We start from the raw sequence: 23,022 nt of genomic DNA, 5'->3' as shown, positions 1-23,022 counted from the left end.
AGCTGATTACCGCAATGCATCTTTAAGATCGGAGTTGCTGATTTTGGGGCCGCTTCGCGACCCAACGGGGGCAAGCCCCCTCGCCACAGTTAGTCGCTCGCCAGTTGGAGTGGTTACTTCCTGCGATGCAAACGCCAGCCCACCAACATCAACACGATCAAGCCCACGCCACCGACCAACAGCCACATCAACTGGTCATAACTGAACAACGGCTTCTCGATCCGCAAATACCCCGGCTGCAACAGCAGTTCACGCACGGCCTTGTTCGCCTCCTGCAGCGTCACCCCTTGCAGCTCCCGGGCCGGGTTGGTGAACCGGCCGTCCTCGTAGTCGCCAATGGCGCTCCAGTAGTAGTCGGCCAACGCACTGTTGCCTTGTACGGCCCAGGCCTGGCGGGCAATCGCGGCTTGTTTGAGGCGGTTGAAGGTATCGGCATTCAGGCCGTCCCTGAGCAACCCGGCTTTTAAGCCATCAAGCACTTGTTCGGCCTCGGACACGTCGTCACGGTCAAGGTCGGCATTGAGGCTCATGAAACCCACGCCGCCGAACACCTCGCGTTCCGCCCACGGGCCGTAGGACAAACCGTGAGCCAGGCGCAACTGGCGATAGAGCGCCCAGTCCAGATAATCCTTGAGTAAGTCGAAGGTTTGATCGTGCCCGTCTTCCAACACCGGCTCCGGCACCAGCCAGTGCAATTTGGCGCCGTTGCCCACCAGGCCGTGGGTCAGCGTGCGCTCGTGGGCGGCGCTGGTCTGGATTTGCGGCAGAGGCGGATGCTCGCCCGGGGTGATCGCCTCCAGCGCGCCATACGCACGCTCCAGATAGGCTGGCAGCAACTTGTCGAGGTCGCCGACCACGATCAGCGTCATGTTGTTCGGCGCATACCAGTCTTTGCGTACCTGCTCCAGTTGCTCTCGGCTCAGGTCATCGACTTGCGCGCGCTCCGGGCATTTGAGACCCAGTTCAACGGCCAGCTGGTTGCTGGCCGTGTGGCCAAGGTCCTGCCGATCGAGCCAGCGTTGCAGGTGCGAATAGTGGCCGCCGTCTTCCCGCTCGACCACTTGCTTGGCCGCGTTGATGGCGTTGTCGTCGAAACGGGTCTGGGTCAGCAGCGCCAGCAGCAGGTCGAGCACCTTGCGCTGGTTTTTCGCCGGGGCTTCGATGACGAAAGTCGTATCGGCGTTGCTGGTGAAGGCGTTCCACTCGCCGCCCAGGGCCTGCATGCGTTCCTCCAGGCCACCTTCGCCGCTGGCATCGATGCCGCTGAACAGCAAGTGTTCCAGCAGATGCGGCAATTCTTTTTCTTCGCAGCCGAAATCGTCCAGGCCAACGCCGACCACCAGCCGGATCGCCACATGCCCGCGGTCAGTGCCGGGTTTGAGCAGCAATTGCAAACCGTTGCGCAGCGTGTAGCCCTCGACCTGAAAGCGATCCAGGGCGAATGACGGGAATGAACCAAGCAACAGGCAGGCGAACAACAGACAACGCATAACGGGTTTCCATACGACCAGCGTAAGTTCAACAGACTTCAGGCAACTGTGGACGTTCAGGGTGAATGAGTAATGTCAGTCAAATCGTCGACCACCAGCGCGCCGGTGTCGGATGTTTCCAGCACCACATAGGCACTGCTGCAAAACAGCGAATTCAGACGCTTCATGTCGGCGATCAGCTCCAGGTGTAACGAACTGGTTTCGATACTTTGCACGATTTTACGTTGCAAGCGGCTGACATGAGCATGAGCCAGGCGCCGTTCCTGTGCGCGGAAACGACGTTTCTCACGCACCAACTGGCGAGCACTTTCCGGATCGGCGCTGAGAAACACCGACATCCCGAGCCGCAGGTTGGAAATCAACTGAGTGTGCAGACCGGCCAATTCGTCCAGTCCGACTTCGGAAAATGACCGGCGCTGCGAGGTTTTCTGCTGCTGGATCTTGCGCAACATGCGCTCGATCAAGTCGCTGGCGAGTTTCAGGTTGATCGCCAGCTCAATGATTTCCGCCCAGCGCCGGCTGTCCTGATCGCTGAGGTCCTCCCGGGGCATTTGCGCCAGGTACAACTTGATCGCGCTGTAGAGCGCTTCGACATCGTCGGACAGTCGGCGCACTTCCTGGGTGACGGCAGTTTGCTTGCCACGCAACACGTCGAGCATGGCCTCGAGCATGCTGTCGATCAGGTCGCCCATGCGCAGGGTTTCCCGGGCCGCGTTGGCCAACGCCAAACCTGGCGTGACCAATGCCGTGGGATCAAGATGCCGGGGCTTGGCCGTGCCGTTGGCCAGCGGGCGCTCCGGCAACACCCAGGCACAAAACCTGGCCATCGGTCCGAGGCTGGGCAGCAGGATCAGGCAGCGCACGGTGTTGTAGAGCAGGTGAAAACCGATGACCATTTCCTGAGCGCTGAAATCGAGGCCATCGAGCCAGTGCACGAGCGGATCGAGCACTGGAATGATCAATAAAAGACCGATCAGTTTGTACAGCAGGCTGCCCAACGCCACTTGGCGCCCGGCGGCGTTCTGCATGCTGGTGCTGAGGAAGGCAAGTACGCCGCTACCGATATTGGCGCCGATCACCAGCCCGATGGCCACCGGCAGGCTGATCACGTTGGCTCCTGCCAGGGTCGCGGTCAGCAGCACAGCGGCCAGGCTGGAATAGGAAATCATCGCGAACAGTGCCCCGACCAGGGCATCGAGCAGGATGTCGCCGGTGAGCGAGGCGAAAATCACCTTCACCCCTTTGGCATGGGTAATCGGATGCGCCGCTTCAACAATCAGTTGCAGCGCCAGAATGATCAACCCCAAGCCAATGGCGACACGGCCAAGCTGCCCGAGCCGGGTCTGCTTGCGCGACAAAAAGAAGATCACCCCGACAAAGATCAGCAACGGCGACAGCCACGACAGATCGAACGTCAGCACCCGCGCCATCAATGCCGTACCGACGTCCGCGCCAAGCATGGTGGCCAGTGCCGGGGTCAGCGCCATCAAGCCCTGGCCGACAAAGGAGGTGACGAGCATGGCGGTGGCGTTACTGCTCTGGACCATCGCTGTCACGACGATCCCGGAGACGAAAGCCAGCCAGCGTTTGGACATGTTATAGCCAATGACATGGCGCAGGTTGGTGCCGTAGACCCGCAGGATGCCGGTTCGGACGATGTGCGTGCCCCAGATCAGCAGGGCCACGGCGGAAAGCAAATTGAGCAGGGTGAGCATACCGACCCCCTGTGGTGTAGCGCCCCAAAGGAGCAAATTGACGGTGCCGCGCGACGTTCTACGTTCTGTACTTAAGCTGTAGTTGGCTAACGGTCTGCGCGCCAGCATCGCATAGCCAAAGAAGGGATTGAAACAAAACTGTCATGAAAACAGCGATCTTCCAGCCACACAAAGCACTGTGGGAGCGAGCTTGCTCGCGATGAGGCCATCAGCTCCAACATCGATGTTGACTGACAGACCGCCATCGCGAGCAAGTTCGCTCCCACAGGGTGTTGCGTATTACCGGGTTACTGGCCCGGAATGTCCTTGCGCAGCTTTACCGGATCCTGCTGTTTCTTCTTTTTCGCAATAGCGGTGCGCATCTTGATGTTGATCGCTTCCACCGCCAGCGAGAACGCCATGGCGAAGTAGACGTAGCCTTTTGGCACGTGCACGTCCAGGGATTCGGCAATCAGGACAGTACCGACAATCAACAGGAACGACAGCGCCAGCATCTTCAGCGATGGGTGCTTGTCGATGAACTCACTGATGGTGCCAGATGCCCACATCATCACCAGTACCGCCACGATGATTGCCGCGACCATGACCGGTACGTGGGAAACCATACCGACCGCGGTGATCACCGAGTCCAGGGAGAACACGATGTCGATGATCGCGATCTGGATGATGGTGTAGAGGAAGTTGCCGCCCTTGCCCGAAGGCTCTTCGTTGGTTTCGTCTTCACCTTCCAGCGCGTGGTACATCTCTTGCGAGCTCTTCCACAGCAGGAACAGACCACCGAAGAACAGGATCAGGTCTCGCCCGGAAATACCCTGACCGAACACCACGAACAAGTCCGCCGTGAGGCGCATGACCCAGGTGATCGACAGCAGCAACAGGATTCGCGTGATCATGGCCAGCGCCAGACCGAAAATCCGGGTGCGCGCCTGCATGTGTTTGGGCATGCGGCTGACCAGAATCGAAATCATGATGATGTTATCGATACCCAGGACGATTTCCAGGGCGGTCAGGGTAAAGAAGGCAACCCAGATTTCAGGGTTGGTCAGCCATTCCATGTGTATTCCTTTGAGCGATTGTTAAACCACAAAGGGTCCGGGCTTCAAACAGCGAAGCCTGGACCCGAAGTGGTGAGTCTTGGGCTTATAGAGTGCTGAACACAGGGAAAGTCCCCAACAGCAGTGCAGCAATCAGTATGCAGATACAAACCAGCACTGCCCACTTCAGGGTGAAGCGCTGGTGGTCACCGAAATCGATACCGGCCAGGGCCACCAACAGATAGGTCGATGGAACCAGCGGGCTCAAGAGGTGGACGGGCTGACCGACGATCGAGGCACGTGCCATTTCCACCGCGGTTATACCGTAGTGACTGGCGGCTTCGGCAAGTACCGGTAACACGCCGTAATAAAATGCATCGTTCGACATGAAGAACGTGAACGGCATGCTCACCAGCGCCGTGATCACCGCCAGGTACGGGCCGAGGAAATCCGGGATCACCGACAGCAGGCTTTTCGACATGGCATCGACCATACCGGTGCCCGACAGGATACCGGTGAAGATGCCGGCGGCAAAGATCAGCCCGACCACTGCCAGCACGCTACCGGCGTGGGCCGCGACGCGATCCTTCTGCTGTTGCAGGCAAGGGTAGTTGACGATCATGGCGATACTGAACGCCACCATGAACAGTACTGGCAGCGGCAACAGGCCGGCAATCAGGGTGCACATCAGCCCAAGGGTCAGGGCGCCGTTGAACCAGATCAGCTTCGGACGACGGGCATCCGGGAACTGCGAAACGCTGATTTCGCTGTGGTCGATCTCATCGCCCACCAGGTGCAGTTCACCCAGGCGCGCACGTTCACGTTTGCCGTAGAAGTAAGCAATGGCCAGGATCGCCACCACACCGGCCGCCATCGCGGGAATCATCGGTACGAAGATGTCGGACGGGTCCACATGCAGCGCGCTCGCGGCACGGGCGGTCGGGCCGCCCCACGGGGTCATGTTCATCACGCCACCGGCGAGAATGATCAGGCCGGCCATGATCCGCGGGCTCATGCCGATACGGCTGTAGAGCGGCAGCATGGCGGCCACACAGATCATGTAAGTGGTCGCGCCGTCACCATCGAGGGAAACGACGAGCGCCAGTACGGCGGTGCCGACCGAAACTTTCAGCGGGTCGCCCTTGACCATTTTGAGGATCTTGCGCACGGCCGGGTCAAACAGGCCGGAGTCGATCATCAGGGCGAAGTACAGAATCGCGAACATCAGCATCACGCCGGTCGGCGCGAGCTTGGTGATGCCTTCGAGCATCATCGGACCGATTTTGGGGCCGAAGCCGCCGAACAGGGCGAAGATGATTGGAATGAGGATCAGGGCGATCAGCGCGGACAGGCGCTTGGTCATGATCAGGAACATGAACGTGATGACCATGGCGAAGCCAAGGAAAGTCAGCATGGGAATACTCCAGGCGTAGCGCGGCTAGGGAATGGGCGGACCGGGCAGGATCAGCGCAGAACGGGAAGCACGAGAGGTACGGACGGAGTTACAGCGAAGTGGCGGGTAGAAGAGGACATCAGAATCACCATTGTTGTTGTTAAATGGGCTGTGCGAGCGATAAAACGCTGGCCTTGGCCGACCGGTCTGTTGCCGGTAGTGGGGGCGATCCTAATCGGGGAAGCTTTCAGCCAGCTTTCGGGAATGAAAGCGTTGACCGGAAGTGCAACCGGTCGTCGGACGGGGCAGGGAGGAGAAGCGATGGCGTCAGAGAATTCACAACAGGAGGGACCAGCATGGCTGACATCCACACCGGCGGCTGCCACTGCGGCCAGCTGCGCTATCAATTCAGCGGGCCACTGCACGATATCGTCCACTGTCATTGTTCGATTTGCCGACGGGTCAGCGGCGGCATCGTGACGACCTGGATCACCGTGCCGGCCTCCGCCTTCAAATGGCTGGCCGGGACGCCGGCGCGGTACGACTCCACCACCACCTGCGCGCGATATTTCTGCGGTCACTGCGGGGCGCAACTGGCGGTGGTCACGCACCTGAGTCCGGACAGCATCGACCTGACCATCGCCACCCTCGACCATCCCGAGCAAGCACCAGCCGAGCGGCACATCTGGACCGACAGCCGCTTGCCGTGGCTGCATCTGGACGAACACTTACCCGGCGAGGCTGAAGAAACACTCTGATCAAAAAATAGACAGGTCCAGCGGCCGAATCGCGCCCATCCAGATCGCGTGCTCGGTGTGGTCGCGCAGATCGTCGCCGGTGTCCGGGTGCAGAAACACCACCAGGCCGTTGCGATTGAGCGCCAGCCACGGCAGCACGTCGCCCAGCACCTGCGGCTCGAAGGCCAACTGGCAGCTCCAGTCCGGGTGCGGACCGACCGGGCGCTCGTGCACCCGGCCCATTTTCAGTGGAAACAATTGCGCGGCCTGCTCACACAAGGCACGCGCCTGCCCGATGGTGTTGGCGTCGAAATAGACATGGGCGTGGTAACCCGTTATGCGTTGCATTTGAAATCCTCTAAATCCGGTCGAGCAGATCCCATGGCACAGGTGGCGATCTTTTCACGTTTCATACCGCAATCGAAGGCAATGACAACCCCGACAGCGATTCCGCACTGCTGGCCTGCTCGGCCATCAACCAGTCCACAAACTGCTGGATCAGCGCTCCACGTCGTTTGCGCTGGGGCAGGACCACGTAGTAACCCAGCCTCGACATCGCCGTTTCGGCAATCGGTCGGCACAACAACCCTTGCGCCAGCAAGTTATCCACAAGGTGGCGCCAGCCGATGGCCACACCCTGACCGCCAATCGCCGCCTGAATCAGCAGGGTGTAATTGTCGAAGCGCAATTGCCCCGGCGCCGGGGCCGAGGTGATGCCCAGCTCGCGGAATACACCACTCCAGTCGAACCAGTTACTGCTGTGTTCCCCACGCAGGTGCAGCAACGGGAGCTCCAACAATGCGTGGGCCGGCAACGGCAGGGGGCGCTCGTCCAGCAACTGCGGGCTACACACCGGAAACACTTCTTCGCTGAACAGCCAATGACTTTCACCCTGCTTGAAGCGGCCATCGCCAAACAGCACCGCCACATCGATATCGGTACGTAGCATGTTATGACTGCGTTCACTGGTGACCAGGCTGACATCCACCTGCGGATTGGCCGCGTGAAAGCGGTGCAGACGCGGCATCAACCAATAGGCGGCGAAGGCAAAATCCGTGGCGACCTGCAGCACCTCATGCTGTTGCTGTGCGCTGATCGCGCTTAATCCGGCGTCGATATTCTGCAAACCGAGCTGAACCTGCTCAAAAAGTATCAACCCGGCCTCGGTCAGCTCGATACCGCGATAAATGCGGTCGAACAATCGGGTGGCCAGTTGTTCCTCGAGGCGCTTGATCTGCTGGCTGATGGCCGGCTGCGTGGTGCCCAGTTCAACCGCTGCAGCGGTGAAGCTGCGCTGACGGGCCGCGGCTTCGAAGGCACGAAGCAGATCCAGTGACAGGTCACCAAGGGCGTCATACATAAGCTGTGCTTATCCTAGTCATTGCCGTGCATGGGCTTTACCGCAAAGTGCGAGGGTTTCATTCTCGAAGCCAGCACTCTCGCATAAACATCCACTATGGAATGCCGCGATCACATGAAGCGCAAGAACATTCTTTTCATCATGGCCGATCAAATGGCCGCGCCAATGTTGCCGTTCTACGGCCCATCGCCCATCAAACTGCCCAATCTCAGCCGCCTCGCCGAACAAGGCGTGGTGTTCGACTCTGCCTATTGCAACAGCCCCCTTTGCGCGCCGTCGCGTTTCACCCTGGTCAGTGGCCAGTTGCCGAGCAAGATCGGCGCCTACGACAACGCCGCCGATTTCCCCGCCGACGTACCGACCTACGCCCACTACCTGCGTCGCCTCGGCTATCGCACCGCCCTTTCGGGCAAGATGCATTTCTGCGGGCCGGACCAGTTGCATGGCTACGAAGAACGCCTGACCAGTGATATCTATCCGGCTGACTACGGCTGGGCGGTGAACTGGGATGAACCGGACGTGCGCCCGACCTGGTATCACAACATGTCGTCGGTGCTGCAAGCCGGCCCGTGCGTGCGCACCAATCAGCTGGATTTCGACGAAGAGGTGGTGTTCAAGGCCCAGCAGTACCTGTTTGACCATATCCGCGAGGATGGCGACCAGCCTTTCTGCCTGACCGTTTCGATGACTCACCCACACGACCCGTACACGATTCCCAAGGCTTTCTGGGATCTGTACGACGATGCCGACATCCCGCTTCCTACAACGCCGAATCAGCATGAACTCGACCCGCACTCGCAGCGTTTGCTCAAGGTCTACGACCTGTGGGACAAGCCGCTTCCTGTGGACAAGATTCGCGATGCCCGCCGCGCCTATTTCGGCGCCTGCAGCTATATCGACAGCAACGTCGGCAAACTCCTGCAAACCCTCGAAGATACGGGTCTGATCGACGACACCATCATCGTCTTCTCCGGCGACCATGGCGACATGCTTGGCGAACGTGGCCTCTGGTACAAAATGCACTGGTATGAAATGGCCGCACGGGTGCCGCTACTGATCAGCGCACCGGGGCAGTTCGGCGCCGGCCGGGTCAGCGCCAGTGTTTCCACGGCGGACCTGTTGCCGACATTCGTCGAACTGGCCGGCGGCTCGCTGGAACCAGGCTTGCCGTTGGATGGCCGCTCGCTGGTCCCGCACCTGCAAGGGCAGGGTGGCCACGATGAAGTGTTCGGCGAATACATGGCCGAAGGCACCATCGGCCCGCTGATGATGATCCGTCGGGGCGCCTACAAATTTATCTACAGCGAAGACGACCCTTGCCTGCTCTTTGATGTAGACAATGACCCTCGCGAACAGGAAGAACTCAGCCATTCGCCGCAACATCGCCAGTTTTTCGACGATTTTCTCGCCGAAGCGCGGGCCAAATGGAACATTCCAGCAATTCACCAACAGGTGCTCGCCAGCCAGCGGCGCCGGCGTTTCGTGGCCGAAGCGCTGACCCTCGGCAAGCTGAAGAGCTGGGATCACCAGCCCCTGGTGGACGCCAGTCAGCAATACATGCGCAACCACATCGACCTCGACGATCTGGAGCGTAAAGCACGTTATCCACAACCCTGCCAAAACCAATAATGTTAAGGGGAAGTCCATGCAAAGGTTATCCACAGTACTGACGGTCGGGCTCCTGGCTCTGGGCAGTGCATCTGCATTTGCCGATCAGAGTTGCGAGACGGTGAAGATGGCCGACCCGGGCTGGAGCGACATCGCCGCGACCAACGCCATCACCGGGTTTCTGCTGGACGGCATGGGCTATAAGGCCAAGGTCGACACCCTCGCGGTACCGATTACCTTTGGCGGCCTCAAGGATGGCCAGGTCGATGTGTTCCTCGGTAACTGGATGCCGGCGCAGCAGGGCTTCTTCGACAAGTTCGTCGCCAACGGTGATGTCACGCAGTTGGCGAAGAACCTCGATGGCACCGAATTCACCCTCGCGGTTCCGGACTACGTGTGGGACGCGGGTGTGCATACCTTCGCCGACCTGAACAAGTACGCCGACAAGTTCGACCGCAAGATCTACGGCATCGGCTCCGGCGCGCCGGCGAACATCTCGCTGCAAGAGATCATCAAGAAAAACGATTTCGACATGGGCCAGTGGAAGCTGGTCGAATCCAGCGAGCAGGCGATGCTGGCGGAAGTATCCCGCGCGGTGAAAAAACAGAAATTCGTGACCTTCCTCGGCTGGACCCCACACCCGATGAACGTGCAACTGAAGATGCACTACCTCAAGGGCGGCGAGAAATACTTCGGTGACACCGGCAGCGTCCACACCCTGACCCGCAAGGGTTATGCACAGGCCTGTCCGAACGTCGGCAAACTGCTGACCAACCTGAGTTTCACCCAGGACATGGAAAACAGCATCATGGCCGAGGTGGTGAACAAGAAAGTCAGCAACGCCGACGCGGCCAAGGCGTGGATCAAGGCCAATCCGGCGGTGCTGGATAAATGGCTCGATGGCGTGAAGACCGTGGATGGCAAGGATGCTTTGCCGGCCGTGAAAGCCAAACTCTGAACCTGAGTCAGAACAGGTTTATCTGGCAAAGGGGCTTCCTGTGGCGAGGGGGCTTGCCCCCGTTCGGCTGCGAAGCAGTCGCAAAACCATTGAATACGGTTTACCTGGTAAACCACAGTTGCTGGTTTTAGGACGGCTGCGCCGTCCAACGGGGGCAAGCCCCCTCGCCACAGCAAGCTCCCTCACCACAATGTTTGCGTCGGCCTGATACTCTTTCACAAAACCCCAACCGAGAGGCCCCATGGCCCTGCCAAGCCGCCATTCACTCTTTCCTTTCCTCAGTTGGTTGCCCAGGCAAACCCGCGCCAGCGTCGGGCGTGACCTGATCGTCGGCCTCAGCGGCGCGATTCTCGCGTTGCCGCAATCCATTGCCTACGCGCTGATTGCCGGCCTCCCACCGGAATACGGCCTCTACGCTGCAATCATCCCGGTGCTGATCGCCTGCCTCTGGGGTTCGTCGTGGCATTTGATCTGCGGTCCTACGGCGGCCATCTCGATTGTCCTGTACGCCAGCGTCAGTCCTCTGGCCGTTCCGGCCTCGCAGGACTACGTCATGTTGATCCTGTTGCTGACGTTTCTGGCCGGCCTCTTTCAGTGGCTGCTGGGCTTGTTGCGGTTTGGCGCACTGGTGAATTTCGTCTCGCACTCGGTGGTACTCGGCTTCACCCTGGGTGCTGCCGTGGTCATTGCCATCGGTCAACTGCCTAACCTGCTGGGGCTGGATTTGCCCAGCCAGGCCACCGCGCTGGATAGCTTCATTACGTTGTTGCGCCATTTCGGCGAAATGGACAAACCTTCGTTGGCGCTGGGGCTGGCGACGGTGGTGGTGGGCGTGATCCTCAAGCTGTGGTTGCCACGCTGGCCGACACTGTTGATCACTCTGGTGTTGGGCGCATTGTTGGTCTGGCTTTGGCCATCAATGTTCGGCCATGTGCATCTGGTCAGCGCCTTCACCGGCAAGTTGCCGCCTTTCAGTCCGTTGCCGCTGGATCTCGATCTGATCCTGCGCCTGCTGCCCAGCGCGGTGGCGGTCGGAATGCTCGGGCTGGTCACCAGCCTGTCGATCGCCCGCTCGATCTCGGCACGTTCGCAGCAACTGCTCGACGCCAACCAGGAAGTTCGCGCCCAGGGCCTATCGAACATCGTCGGTGCGTTTTTTTCCGGATCGCTGTCGGCGGGCTCTTTTACTCGCTCAGGCCTGAGCTATGAAGCCGGGGCCTGTTCGCCACTGGCCGGGATTTTTTCGGCATTGTGGGTGGCGCTGTTTGCGATCTTCGGCGCGAGCCTGATTTCGCACATCCCGATCCCGGCGATGGCCGGGAGTATTCTGCTGATCGCTTGGGGACTGGTGGACCATCGCGGTATTCGCGCGCTGTTGCGGGTCAGCCGCGCCGAATTTGTAGTCATGGCCCTGACCTGCGTCGCCACGCTGCTGCTGGAATTGCAGACGGCGATCTACGCCGGTGTGCTGGCCTCGCTTTTTTTCTACCTCAAGCGCACATCGCAACCACGGGTGCAGCACGTGCGAGATGGCGAGGAAGACATTCTGCGAGTGGGCGGTTCGATCTTTTTCGGCGCCAGCCATTACCTGCAAGTACGCCTGCAACGCATGCACGGCGCACGGGTAGTGATCGAGGCGCAGCAGATCAACTTCATCGACTATTCAGGGGTGGAAATGCTGCACCAGGAAGCGCGGCGCCTGCTGCGTCAGGATCGCAGCCTGACCTTGCGCCGGGCCCGGCCGCAGGTGGTGGAAGAACTGAGGAAGCTGGAAGGGGCGGAGAAATGCCCGATCCGGTTTGAGGATTGAAACACCGCCCCCTGTAGGAGCGAGCTTGCTCGCGAAGGTCGTGAACGATAACGCGCAAAACCATATGCCCAAGGCGCCCTCGGGTTTTTCGCGAGCAAGCTCGCTCCTACAGTAGGTTACAGGGCCAATTGCCGCCGTAGTTCGGCCAGCACCGGCGCCGTATCCGGGCGCACTCCGCGCCACAGGAAGAACGCTTCCGCGGCTTGCTCGGCCAGCATCCCCAGACCATCCATCGCCACCGCGGCCCCGTGTTCGCTGGCCCAGCGGCAGAACGAGGTCGGTTCCTTGCCGTACATCATGTCGTAGCACACCGTTTTGCCCGGTTCGATCAGGCTGGAGGCAATCGGCGGCACATCGCCCGTCAGGCTCGCGGAGGTCGCGTTGATGATCAGGTCCACTGACTCCTGCAACCAGTCGTAGCCACTGGCCGAGACCGGCCCCAGATCGCAAAACAACTCGGCCAGCAGCTCGGCCTTGTCCACCGTGCGGTTGGCGATGATCACCGATGCCGGTTGTTCGGCCAGCAACGGCTCCAGGGCACCGCGCACCGCGCCGCCAGCGCCAAGCAGCAGGATGCGTTTGCCCTTGAGGTTGAATCCAGCATTGACCGTCAGGTCACGCACCAACCCGGCACCGTCGGTGTTGTCGCCCAGCAAACTGCCATCAGCCAGTTTGCTCAAGGTATTAACCGCGCCGGCACGCTGCGCCCGCGCCGTCAGGCTGTTTGCCAATCGATAGGCCTCTTCCTTGAACGGCACCGTCACATTGGCGCCGCGCCCTTCAAGGAAAAACGTCCGGGCACAAGTGGAAAAGTCGTCGAGTGGCGCCAGCAGCGTGTTGTAGTCCAGTTTATGCGCAGTTTGCTCAGCAAACAGGCGATGGATCAGCGGTGACTTGCTGTGGCCAATCGGGTTACCGAATACGACATAACGGTCCATCGGGATTCCTCGTTCAGGCTTCAGCCAACCAATCGCGGTCTTGCAGGAAGTACTCGGTCAGGCGCGCTTCTTCGCTGCCAGGCTCGGCCTTCCAGTCGTAACCCCAACGCACTTGCGGTGGCAGCGACATCAGAATCGATTCGGTACGCCCGCCCGATTGCAGGCCGAACAGCGTGCCACGGTCGTAGACCAGGTTGAATTCAACGTAGCGACCACGGCGGAACTCCTGGAACTCGCGCTGTTTTTCAGTAAACGCATCGTTCTTGCGGCGCTGCACGATCGGCAGATAGGCGTCGATGTACGCGTCGCCAATGGCGCGCATGAAAGCGAAACTGGTGTCGAAGTCCCATTCGTTCAGGTCGTCGAAAAACAGCCCGCCGATGCCGCGCGGTTCGTGGCGATGCTTGATGTGGAAGTAGCTGTCGCACCAAGACTTGTAGCGCGGGTAGACGTCCGGACCGAATGGCGCGCAGGCCTGTTCGGCGACGCGGTGCCAGTGGATGCAGTCTTCCTCATTGCCGTAGTAAGGCGTCAGGTCGAAGCCGCCACCGAACCACCAGACCGGCTCTTCACCTTCTTTTTCGGCGATGAAAAAGCGCACGTTGGCGTGGGAAGTCGGCACATGCGGGTTGTGCGGGTGAATCACCAGCGACACGCCCAAGGCTTCAAAGCCACGGCCAGCCAGTTCCGGTCGATGAGCGCTGGCGGACGGTGGCAGACCGCTGCCGAAAACGTGGGAAAAGTTGACGCCGCCCTTTTCAATCACTGCGCCGTTTTCGATCACACGGGTACGACCGCCGCCGCCGGCCGGCCGGGTCCAGGCGTCTTCGACGAATTGCGTGCCACCGTCTTCGGCTTCCAGAGCGGCGCAAATACGGTCTTGCAGGTCGAGCAGATAGGCTTTTACGGCCTCGGTGCGGGTCGTCATGTCATCACCTTGAATCGGGCAAAACTACGCGGCGCTCCATTGGAGCGGGGGGCCAGCGCAAATGGGCCCGTAGCATACCATCGCAAGTCACCCCGTCGCAGTTGACGAAGATCAAGCTTAGGAGTCCGATAGGGAGCTTGGTAAAACGACCTATGGAGAGTTCTGATGGCAAAGCGTATCCAGTTCCGCGCCCATGGCGGTCCCGAAGTGCTCGAGTATGTGGAGTATCAACCCGCCGAGCCCGGCCCGAGGGAAGTGCGCGTGACCAACAAGGCCATCGGCCTGAACTTTATCGACACTTATTACCGCAGCGGTCTGTATCCGCCGCCATCCCTGCCATCGGGTGTCGGTTCGGAAGGTGCCGGCGTGGTCGAGGCGGTGGGCAGCGATGTGACCCGCTTCAAGATCGGCGATCGCGTGGCCTATGGCAGCGGCCCTCTGGGCGCCTACAGCGATGTCCACGTCTTGCCCGAGGCCAATCTGGTGAAACTGCCGGACGCCATCAGTTTCGAACAGGCCGCTGGCGTGATGCTCAAGGGCCTGACCGTGCAGTATCTGCTGCGTCAGACTTATGAACTCAAGGGTGGCGAAACCATCCTGTTCCACGCCGCCGCCGGCGGTGTCGGTTCCCTGGCCTGCCAATGGGCCAGGGCCTTGGGCGTGAAGCTGATCGGCACGGTCAGCTCGGCGGAGAAAGCCGCACTGGCCAAGGCCAACGGTGCCTGGGCGACCATCGACTACAGCCATGAAAATGTCGCGCAACGTGTGCTGGAATTGACCGACGGCAAAAAAGTGCCGGTGGTGTATGACGGTGTCGGCAAGGACACCTGGCTGACGTCACTCGACAGCGCAGCGCCGCGTGGACTGGTGGTGAGTTTCGGCAATGCGTCCGGCGCGGTCGACGGCGTGAACCTGGGGATCCTGGCGGGGAAAGGCTCGCTGTACGTGACCCGGCCAACCCTGGGCACTTATGCGAACAACGCCGAGAACCTGCAACGCATGGCCGACGAGTTGTTCGAGATGATCATCAGCGGCAAGCTGACCGTGGACATCAGCCAGCGTTTTTCACTGGCTGACGCGGCGAAGGCGCAGACCGAGTTGTCGGCGCGGCGCACGACGGGTTCGGTTGTTTTGTTGCCCTGATCTGTGGCGAGGGGGCTTGCCCCCGTTCGATTGCGAAGCAATCGTAAAACCATTGAACGCGGTTCGCCTGATACACCGCGCTCGCTGGTTTTGGGACGGCTGCGCCGTCCAACGGGGGCAAGCCCCCTCGCCACAATTAGTCCGGGCGCACAACCGTGCCGGTCGCCAGATCGCGAATCACGCTCGGGTTCTTGCGTCCGCCCAACATCCCGCCGAGCACCAGATCGACCTGCCCACGGAAATACTGCTCGACGCGAATCCGCGTACGCGCCGCCGGGCGTCCCTGCGGGTTGGCCGACGTCGACACCAGCGGTCCGACCAGTGCGCACAAGTCCCGCACTTGAGGGTGATCGCTGACCCGCAGCGCCACCGTCTCATGCACCCCGGTAATCCACTCAGGCAACAGGTTCTGGTGCGGCACCAGCCAGGTGTTCGGCCCCGGCCAGGTGCTGGCCATGCGGTCCATCCACAACTCGGGGAAGTCTTCGAAGAGGAAATCGAACTGACGGATGTTGTCGGCGACCAGGATCAGCCCTTTATCCACAGACCGGCCCTTGATCAGCAGCAGACGCTCCACCGCTTCCTCGTCCCACGGGTCGCAACCCAGGCCCCAGACTGCTTCGGTTGGGTAGGCAATCACCGCCCCGGCGCGAATTGCTTGCGCGGCTTGTTGCACACGCCAACTGTTGACCATGAAAAACTCTCCAGAATAAGGCTCTGCGCAGTTTACCGATCTTGTTCATAAAACCTAGCTCACCCGTGCAAACCAGCGCCCGCTTTCGCAAACGGCGCGACCGTCCATTTCCAGTTCCGTCAACGCCGCCAGTACTTTCGGCAAGGCCCAGCCGCTTGCGTTGGCCAGCGCTTCACTGGTCAGAGGCGCGGCATGCAGCAACTTCAACAGGGGGTGAGTCGTTTCAGGGGCATAGGATTCTGTGGATAACGGCAGTCGTTGCCAGCCGCGCAAGGCTTCGAGGATATGCTCGATGGTTTCCACCAGCACCGCGCCGTCACGGATCAATTGATGGCAGCCGCGGGCGCCGGGATGATGGATCGACCCAGGCATCGCAAATACCTCGCGCCCCTGTTCCGCCGCCAGCCTCGCGGTGATCAGTGAACCGCTGGCGACACTGGCTTCGACCACCAGCACCCCGAGCGACAATCCACTGATGATCCGGTTGCGTCGAGGGAAGTTGCTGGCGCTTGGGCCTGCATCCAACGGGAACTCCGATAGCACGGCACTGCCCGAGGCAATCATCGCGTCCGCGAGGCGCCGATTGCGCTGTGGATAAAACTTCTCGAGCCCCGTGCCAAGTACACCGACCGTTTGCCCACCAACGTCCAGGGCGGCCTGATGTGCGGCAGCGTCGATGCCCAGGGCCAGACCGCTGGTGATGACAAAACCGGCACCGGCCAGGCTGCGGGAAAACGCGGCAGCGGTGTCCATGCCCGGGCGCGATGCGCGACGACTGCCAACCATCGCCAACTGCGGCTTTTCCAGAATGCCCGGATTGCCGGCAACAAATAACAGCGGTGGTGCATCGCTGATTTGCGCCAGCAGCGCCGGGTAGTCAGGCTGGTCCCACATCAGTAAATGCTGGGCCGGACGCTCTAGCCAAGCCAATGCGTGGGCGGCGCCATCACGGATTTCAGTGCTGCGTCTAGCCTCCGTACACGCCAGAGGTAAACCCAGTGAACGCCAGGCACTCGCCGGTGCGCTGATCGCTTTGGACGCCGAGCCAAAGGCTTCAAGCAGCTTCTTGAACCGTGCCGGGCCGAGCTCAGGTAGACGATGCAAACGCAAACGGGCTTCCAGTTCCGCAGGGGAAACCGGTGTAACGACAGACAGTGACATGGATCATCCTTGATCGTTATGAGCACCCGTACAAACGGGAATAAGCTGTGGATAACTCTGTTGGTAACTTGTGAAGCAAACTTACGGATTGCGCACCTTGTCCATGACCGACAGAGAGCGCGAAGCGCTGAGCACCAGCCCGTAACTGAGTTTGTCGTAGGTACGGAAAACCATCAGCAGACCAGCGCGTTCATCGGGAATTTTCAACGGCTGACCGGTGATCCGGTCGCGCACGGTTTCGCCGGTTTTCATCACCGCCAGCAGATTGCCTTCGGCCAGGCCATCGCGCTGCCCCTTGTTCAGCGTAACCACGTCCAGTGCGCCAATCTGCGTGACCCCGCGCGGCACATCGATGATCAACCCGCTGATTTCGTGGCTCGGTGCGCTGGGTGTGAAGGTCGAGTTGATCGAGCGCTCTTCGCCACTGAACAGGCGATCGCCGAGGCGGACTTCCTGGGTCGTACGTTGCAACTCCAGCGTGGCGACGTCACCTTCGATCGCCACGACCTCGCCGCCGCCGATGTCGTCGGCGTTGACGCCCAGGATTTCCTTGCTCTGCGGATCGGTGTAGACCTTGCCCTGGCGGAAGATGCCATATACCGGTTGCGCCGGATCGAAATGGCCGCGGGCGAAGATGCGGTCCCCTGCGCCGCTGAGTACGCGCTCGGCATCGCCGGCGACGATGTAGGGCGCTTTGTCGAAATCGTCGGCCTTGTCGACGATGCGGTTGCTCAGCAGAAAGCTGTTGATCGATTTCAGCGCGATGCTGGGGATAGCCTCGGTCACCGGGCTGCTGCGCACCTGAGGCGACAGCTTTATGGTGGGAATATCTTCCCGAAGTGGCACTTGCCCGTACGCCAGACCGGCCGAGACCAGGAGCGGCAGGGCGAGTAGTGATTTCCTCATGCGGTGAATCCCTTTATTATGTGCGTTCGCGTGAAACGCCAGAGCCCTCGGTGGCTCGCTCCCGGCTTGCTTGTCAAAACTTGCTTGTCAACAGAAGGGAGCTACGTTTTACAACGGTAGCCTGCATTTCTTCGGAGCCGCCAGGCCATCGACCCGACCTTACTTCACACGTGCACTAATCAAGCTTATGGCCATTTTAAACATCCTCGAATTCCCTGATCCGCGTCTGCGCACTATCGCCAAGCCAGTGGCCGTAGTGGACGACGAAGTGCGTCAGTTGGTCGACGACATGTTTGAAACAATGTATGAAGCGCCTGGCATCGGCCTCGCCGCTACCCAGGTCAACGTGCACAAACGTATCGTCGTGATGGACCTCTCCGAAGACCGCACCGAGCCTCGAGTGTTCATCAACCCCGAGCTCGAACCGCTGACCGACGACATGGGCCAGTATCAGGAAGGCTGCCTGTCGGTGCCGGGCTTCTACGAAAACGTCGATCGCCCGCAACGGGTCAAGGTCAAGGCGCTGGACCGCGACGGCAAGCCATACGAACTGATCGCCGAAGATTTGCTCGCGGTGTGCATCCAGCACGAATGCGACCACCTCAACGGCAAATTGTTCGTCGATTACCTGTCGACGCTCAAACGCGATCGCATCAAGAAGAAACTGGAAAAGCTTCATCGCCAGAACGCCTGATGCCCATCTTCAAAGGCTTGCTGCGGCAAGCCTTTTTCTTTTCAAGAGACGTCACCCATGACTGAGCCATTGCGCATTGTCTTTGCCGGCACCCCGGAATTCGCCGCCGAACACCTCAAGGCCCTGCTGAGCAGCCCTTACGAGATCGTCGCGGTCTACACCCAACCGGATCGTCCGGCCGGCCGCGGGCAAAAACTAATGCCGAGCCCGGTCAAGCAGCTAGCTCTGGAAAACAACATCCCGGTGCTGCAACCGCCCACCTTGCGCAACGAAGACGCGCAAGCGGAATTGGCTGCACTGAAACCGGACTTGATGGTGGTGGTCGCCTATGGCCTGATCCTGCCACAAGTGGTGCTGGATATTCCGCGCCTGGGTTGCATCAACAGCCACGCCTCGCTGCTGCCGCGCTGGCGTGGTGCGGCGCCGATCCAGCGCGCCGTGGAAGCGGGGGACGCCGAAAGTGGCGTGACCGTGATGCGCATGGAAGCCGGTCTCGATACCGGGCCGATGCTGCTGAAAGTCACCACGCCGATCAGCGCCGCAGACACCGGCGGCAGCCTGCACGATCGACTGGCCGAAATGGGCCCACCGGCCGTGGTCCAGGCGATTGCTGGCCTCGCTGCCGGGACCCTGGAAGGCGAAGTGCAGGACGACAGCCTGGCCACCTACGCGCACAAACTGAACAAGGACGAAGCACGCATCGACTGGAGCCGCCCGGCGGTTGAGCTGGAGCGTCTGGTCCGTGCCTTCAACCCATGGCCGATCACCCACAGCACCTTGAATGGCGAAGCCCTGAAAGTGCTGGCCGCGCATCTTGCCGAAGGCAAAGGCGCTCCGGGGGAAATCCTTGGCGCTAGCAAGGACGGTTTGATCGTCGCATGTGGCAAGCAGGCCTTGTGCCTGACTCGTCTGCAATTGCCCGGCGGCAAGGCGCTGAACTTCAGCGATCTGTTCAACAGCCGCCGTGAGAAATTCGCCACCGGCACTGTCCTCGGTCAAGCGGCGGACGCTCAATGAATCCGCGTCTGGCCGCCGCCAAGGCACTCGCCGCTGTCCTGAGCGGAAAAGCCTCGCTCAACAGTTCGCTGCCAACGCAACTGGACAAGGTCGAGGACCGTGATCGCGGTTTCACCCAAGACCTGGCGTTCGGCACCGCCCGCTGGCAGCCACGCTTGTCGGCACTGGCCGCCAAGCTGTTGCAGAAACCATTCAAGGCCGCCGACGCCGATGTCGAGGCGCTGTTGCTGGTCGGTCTCTATCAGTTGCTCTATACCCGCGTCCCGGCCCATGCCGCCATCGGTGAAACCGTCGGTTGCGCCGACAAGCTGAAAAAGCCCTGGGCCAAGGCGTTGCTCAACGCTGTGTTGCGTAATGCTCAGCGCGAAAGCGAAACGATTTTCGCCGAGCTGGAACGTGATCCGGTGGTGCGCACCGCTCACCCACGCTGGCTGCAAAAATCCCTGAAGGCGTTCTGGCCAGAGCAATGGGAAGCCATCTGCGCCGCCAACAACGCTCATCCGCCAATGATCCTGCGGGTCAACCGTCGCCATCACACCCGCGATGCCTACCTCGGTTTGCTGACTGATGCCGGTATTGCCGCCACACCGTGTGTCTACAGCCGCGACGGCATCGTGCTCGAAGCGGCCACCGATGTGCGCAGCCTGCCGGGTTTCGTCGAAGGCTGGATCAGCGTGCAAGACGAAGCCGCGCAACTGGCCGCTGATCTGCTGGATCTGGCACCGGGCCAACGGGTGCTGGACGCCTGCTGCGCACCGGGCGGCAAGACCTGCCACATTCTCGAGGCCGAGCCAAAACTGGCCGGCGTGGTAGCGGTGGACCTGGAAGCCAAGCGCCTGGTGCGGGTGCGGGAAAACCTCGAACGCCTGAAACTCAGCGCCGAACTGATCGCCGCCGACGGCCGCGACACTCAGGCATGGTGGGACGGCAAGCCGTTCCAGCGCATCCTGCTGGACGCGCCATGCTCGGCTACCGGCGTGATTCGTCGTCACCCGGACATCAAGCTGACCCGCCAGCCCGACGACATCGCCGCGCTGGCTGTGCTGCAAGGCGAGTTGCTCGACGCCATGTGGAACACATTGGAGGTGGGCGGCATTCTGTTGTACGCCACCTGTTCCACGCTGCCGACCGAGAACACCGAAGTCATCGCAGCCTTCCTTGCCCGCACGCCGGGCGCCCGTGAACTGGACCTTGCCACGGCGGCCGGCATCAAGCAGCTCCATGGGCGCCAGTTGCTGGCCCAGGAAGGTGGCCACGACGGGTTCTATTACGCCAAGCTGATCAAGATCGCCGCCGCGCGCGGTTAAATGGATTCAATGGAGTGACTGGATGAAAATCATCATCCTCGGTGCAGGGCAGGTTGGCGGCTCGCTGGCTGAACACCTGGCCAGCGAAGCCAACGACATCACCGTAGTCGATACCGATGGCGAACGCCTGCGCGACCTTGGCGACCGCCTGGACATCCGCACCGTTCAAGGTCGCGGTTCGTTCCCGACCGTGCTGCGCCAGGCCGGGGCCGATGACGCCGACATGCTGGTCGCGGTGACCAACAGCGATGAAACCAACATGGTCGCCTGCCAGGTCGCCCACACACTGTTCCACACCCCGACCAAGATCGCCCGGGTGCGCGAAGCGGCGTACCTGACCCGCGAAGAGCAGTTGTTCCAGAACGAAGCGATTCCGGTGGACGTGCTGATCAGCCCGGAACAAGTGGTGACCAACTACATCAAGCGCCTGATCCAGCATCCCGGCGCCTTGCAGGTGATCGACTTCGCCGAAGGCAAGGCGCAACTGGTGGCGGTGCGGGCCTACTACGGCGGACCGCTGGTGGGTCAGCAACTGCGGCAGTTACGTGAACACATGCCGAACGTGGAAACCCGCGTCGCGGCAATTTTCCGTCGTGACAGGCCGATCCTGCCCCAGGGCGACACCGTGATCGAGGCCGACGACGAGGTGTTTTTCATCGCCGCCAAAGCGAACATTCGCGCGGTCATGAGCGAAATGCGCCGTCTCGACGAAACCTATAAACGCATTGTCATCGCCGGTGGCGGGCAGATTGGCGAGCGTCTGGCCGAGGCCATCGAAAGCCGTTATCAGGTGAAAATCATCGAGATGAACCCGGCACGCTGCCGTCATCTCTCCGACACACTGGACAGCACGGTGGTGTTGCAGGGCAGTGCTTCGGACCGCGACCTGCTGATGGAGGAGAACATCGCCGACGCAGATCTGTTCCTCGCCCTGACCAACGACGACGAAGCCAACATCATGTCGTCGCTGCTGGCCAAGCGCCTGGGTGCGAAGAAGGTGATGACCATTATCAACAACCCAGCCTATGTCGACCTGATCCAGGGCGGTGACATCGACATCGCCATCAGCCCGCAACTGGCGACCATCGGCACCTTGCTGGCTCACGTACGCCGTGGTGACATCGTCAGCGTGCACTCACTGCGCCGGGGTGCGGCGGAAGCCATCGAGGCGATTGCCCATGGCGATGCGAAATCGAGCAAGGTGATCGGCAAGGCCATCGAGAACATCGGCCTGCCGCCCGGCACCACCATCGGTGCGATCATCCGCGACGAAGAAGTGATCATCGCCCACGACGACACCGTGATCGAAGCGGGCGACCATGTGATTCTGTTCCTTGTGGATAAAAAGCATATTCGCGATGTAGAGAAGCTGTTCCATGTGGGGTTGAGCTTCTTCTGATCCGGGTTTTTCAGTGCCTGCATTGGCCCTATCGCTGGCAAGCCAGCTCCTACAGAGGCACGCGCATGACCTGTAGGAGCTGGCTTGCCAGCGATGGCGGCGTCAAAGGCGAAAAAAACATCCCCTGATACCCGCAGAAAAGGAATCCACTGATGATCGAATCCCTGGAAAAAATGCTCGCCAAGGGTGTGGATAACTCCTTGCTGCGCTTCGGCCTGGGCAAGGGTTATCTGGATCTTGGGGAGAACGCCAAGGCGGCGGAACATTTTCAACGTTGCGTCGAATTCGATCCGAAGTATTCGGCGGCGTGGAAACTACTGGGCAAGGCCCATCTGGCGCTGGCGGACTTTGCAGCGGCGAGGCAGGCCTGGGAACAAGGCCTGGAAGCGGCTCGCGGCCATGGCGACAAGCAGGCAGAGAAGGAAATGACGGTGTTCCTGAAGAAACTTGAGCGTCAGGCGCACTGATCAGAGATAGCGCAAACCGATGCCCTCGGCATCCACCAGCACCACTTCCATGCGTACCCGCGGCGCACCTGTGGGTAAGTCTTGCACCTGCCCATAGACCACCGCGCCCCGTGGCAGCACCGACAGTTGCGGATGCTTGACGTAGACGCCGGTGGTCGACAGGTTGCGCGTCTGGCCCAGGCATTCGCCAAAGCTTTCGTGACTGATCTTGATGCGAAATGATTTGCGGTGTTCGGACATCTTCTGCGCCCTTGAGTGAACAG

At 60.7% G+C, this 23,022-nt stretch carries 21 protein-coding genes and 1 pseudogene; 10 read left to right on the top strand and 12 right to left on the bottom strand.

Going from position 1 to position 23,022, the window contains the following annotated elements:
- Positions 1 to 113: 113 nt before the first annotated feature.
- From B0D71_RS19050 to B0D71_RS19030, 4 genes are all read right to left on the bottom strand, one after another.
- A complete protein-coding gene (locus tag B0D71_RS19050) occupies positions 114 to 1,490 on the bottom strand; it encodes a M16 family metallopeptidase (RefSeq protein ID WP_103396131.1) in 1,377 nt (458 codons plus the stop codon).
- A 56-nt stretch (positions 1,491 to 1,546) separates the two neighbouring features.
- Complete coding sequence (locus B0D71_RS19045; RefSeq protein WP_103396130.1) at positions 1,547 to 3,205, bottom strand: Na/Pi cotransporter family protein; 1,659 nt, start codon at positions 3,203 to 3,205, stop codon at positions 1,547 to 1,549.
- Between the two features lie 287 nt (positions 3,206 to 3,492).
- Complete coding sequence (locus B0D71_RS19035) at positions 3,493 to 4,260, bottom strand: TerC family protein (protein ID WP_007969844.1); 768 nt, start codon at positions 4,258 to 4,260, stop codon at positions 3,493 to 3,495.
- 85 nt (positions 4,261 to 4,345) lie between these two features.
- Positions 4,346 to 5,653 carry a CitMHS family transporter gene (locus tag B0D71_RS19030; RefSeq protein WP_103396128.1) on the bottom strand — a complete coding sequence of 436 codons (1,308 nt, stop codon included), beginning with the start codon at positions 5,651 to 5,653 and terminating at the stop codon, positions 4,346 to 4,348.
- A gap of 335 nt (positions 5,654 to 5,988) precedes the next feature.
- Here B0D71_RS19030 and B0D71_RS19025 point away from each other — a divergent pair, with 335 nt between their 5' ends.
- The gene (locus B0D71_RS19025; RefSeq protein WP_103396127.1) at positions 5,989 to 6,390 is read left to right on the top strand and encodes a GFA family protein; all 402 of its coding nucleotides are present in this window, start codon (positions 5,989 to 5,991) and stop codon (positions 6,388 to 6,390) included.
- Here B0D71_RS19025 and B0D71_RS19020 read toward each other — a convergent pair whose 3' ends face one another.
- Together B0D71_RS19020 and B0D71_RS19015 are read right to left on the bottom strand one after the other, a co-directional pair.
- Entirely contained in the window at positions 6,391 to 6,717 is a 327-nt protein-coding gene (locus B0D71_RS19020; protein WP_103396126.1) for a DOPA 4,5-dioxygenase family protein, read from the bottom strand.
- Between the two features lie 61 nt (positions 6,718 to 6,778).
- Positions 6,779 to 7,729, bottom strand: a complete 951-nt coding sequence (locus tag B0D71_RS19015; protein ID WP_103396125.1) for a choline sulfate utilization transcriptional regulator — start codon at positions 7,727 to 7,729, stop codon at positions 6,779 to 6,781.
- A gap of 114 nt (positions 7,730 to 7,843) precedes the next feature.
- On the opposite strand from B0D71_RS19015, the gene betC reads away from it, so the two are divergent.
- From betC to B0D71_RS19000, 3 genes are all read left to right on the top strand, one after another.
- Positions 7,844 to 9,358, top strand: coding sequence for a choline-sulfatase (betC, locus tag B0D71_RS19010; RefSeq protein WP_103396124.1), 1,515 nt, complete (start codon positions 7,844 to 7,846; stop codon positions 9,356 to 9,358).
- A gap of 16 nt (positions 9,359 to 9,374) precedes the next feature.
- Positions 9,375 to 10,295, top strand: coding sequence for a choline ABC transporter substrate-binding protein (choX, locus tag B0D71_RS19005; protein ID WP_103396123.1), 921 nt, complete (start codon positions 9,375 to 9,377; stop codon positions 10,293 to 10,295).
- 241 nt (positions 10,296 to 10,536) lie between these two features.
- A complete protein-coding gene (locus B0D71_RS19000) occupies positions 10,537 to 12,105 on the top strand; it encodes a SulP family inorganic anion transporter (RefSeq protein WP_103396122.1) in 1,569 nt (522 codons plus the stop codon).
- Positions 12,106 to 12,221: 116 nt separating this feature from the next.
- On the opposite strand, the gene aroE is transcribed toward B0D71_RS19000, so the two are convergent.
- Complete coding sequence (gene aroE, locus B0D71_RS18995) at positions 12,222 to 13,043, bottom strand: shikimate dehydrogenase (protein ID WP_103396121.1); 822 nt, start codon at positions 13,041 to 13,043, stop codon at positions 12,222 to 12,224.
- A 13-nt stretch (positions 13,044 to 13,056) separates the two neighbouring features.
- The gene (gene hemF / locus B0D71_RS18990; RefSeq protein ID WP_103396120.1) at positions 13,057 to 13,971 is read right to left on the bottom strand and encodes an oxygen-dependent coproporphyrinogen oxidase; all 915 of its coding nucleotides are present in this window, start codon (positions 13,969 to 13,971) and stop codon (positions 13,057 to 13,059) included.
- A gap of 165 nt (positions 13,972 to 14,136) precedes the next feature.
- Here hemF and B0D71_RS18985 point away from each other — a divergent pair, with 165 nt between their 5' ends.
- Positions 14,137 to 15,114 (top strand): NADPH:quinone reductase, encoded by a 978-nt coding sequence (locus B0D71_RS18985; RefSeq protein WP_103396119.1) that lies wholly within the window; start codon positions 14,137 to 14,139, stop codon positions 15,112 to 15,114.
- A gap of 136 nt (positions 15,115 to 15,250) precedes the next feature.
- Here B0D71_RS18985 and tsaC read toward each other — a convergent pair whose 3' ends face one another.
- The 3 genes and pseudogenes from tsaC to B0D71_RS18970 all read right to left on the bottom strand — a co-directional run.
- Complete coding sequence (gene tsaC / locus B0D71_RS18980) at positions 15,251 to 15,808, bottom strand: L-threonylcarbamoyladenylate synthase type 1 TsaC (protein ID WP_103396118.1); 558 nt, start codon at positions 15,806 to 15,808, stop codon at positions 15,251 to 15,253.
- 54 nt (positions 15,809 to 15,862) lie between these two features.
- Positions 15,863 to 16,969: a DNA-processing protein DprA gene (gene dprA, locus B0D71_RS18975; protein WP_103396117.1), complete on the bottom strand. Its 1,107-nt coding sequence runs from the start codon at positions 16,967 to 16,969 to the stop codon at positions 15,863 to 15,865.
- An 81-nt stretch (positions 16,970 to 17,050) separates the two neighbouring features.
- Positions 17,051 to 17,791, bottom strand: a pseudogene (locus tag B0D71_RS18970) (peptidoglycan-binding protein); the annotation flags it as partial.
- 271 nt (positions 17,792 to 18,062) lie between these two features.
- Here B0D71_RS18970 and def point away from each other — a divergent pair.
- The 5 genes from def (at position 18,063) to B0D71_RS18945 (ending at position 22,759) form a co-directional block, all read left to right on the top strand.
- Complete coding sequence (def, locus tag B0D71_RS18965) at positions 18,063 to 18,569, top strand: peptide deformylase (RefSeq protein WP_007969867.1); 507 nt, start codon at positions 18,063 to 18,065, stop codon at positions 18,567 to 18,569.
- A 57-nt stretch (positions 18,570 to 18,626) separates the two neighbouring features.
- Complete coding sequence (gene fmt / locus B0D71_RS18960) at positions 18,627 to 19,586, top strand: methionyl-tRNA formyltransferase (RefSeq protein ID WP_103396115.1); 960 nt, start codon at positions 18,627 to 18,629, stop codon at positions 19,584 to 19,586.
- Entirely contained in the window at positions 19,583 to 20,893 is a 1,311-nt protein-coding gene (gene rsmB / locus B0D71_RS18955; protein WP_103396114.1) for a 16S rRNA (cytosine(967)-C(5))-methyltransferase RsmB, read from the top strand. The genes fmt and rsmB overlap by 4 nt, the downstream gene beginning before the upstream one ends.
- Positions 20,894 to 20,915: 22 nt before the next feature.
- Positions 20,916 to 22,292, top strand: coding sequence for a Trk system potassium transporter TrkA (gene trkA, locus B0D71_RS18950; RefSeq protein WP_008045725.1), 1,377 nt, complete (start codon positions 20,916 to 20,918; stop codon positions 22,290 to 22,292).
- 149 nt (positions 22,293 to 22,441) lie between these two features.
- Positions 22,442 to 22,759, top strand: a complete 318-nt coding sequence (locus B0D71_RS18945; RefSeq protein ID WP_165798735.1) for a tetratricopeptide repeat protein — start codon at positions 22,442 to 22,444, stop codon at positions 22,757 to 22,759.
- Here the strand turns inward: B0D71_RS18945 and B0D71_RS18940 are convergent, their stop codons facing one another.
- A complete protein-coding gene (locus B0D71_RS18940) occupies positions 22,760 to 22,999 on the bottom strand; it encodes a pilus assembly protein PilZ (RefSeq protein WP_103396112.1) in 240 nt (79 codons plus the stop codon). It abuts the gene before it with no gap.
- Between the last annotated feature and the right edge of the window lie 23 nt (positions 23,000 to 23,022).

This window comes from Pseudomonas laurylsulfativorans (assembly GCF_002906155.1).
GTDB lineage: Bacteria > Pseudomonadota > Gammaproteobacteria > Pseudomonadales > Pseudomonadaceae > Aquipseudomonas > Aquipseudomonas laurylsulfativorans.
Note: the sequence above shows the minus strand (reverse complement) of the source record. Positions and strands in the feature narration are given on the sequence as shown.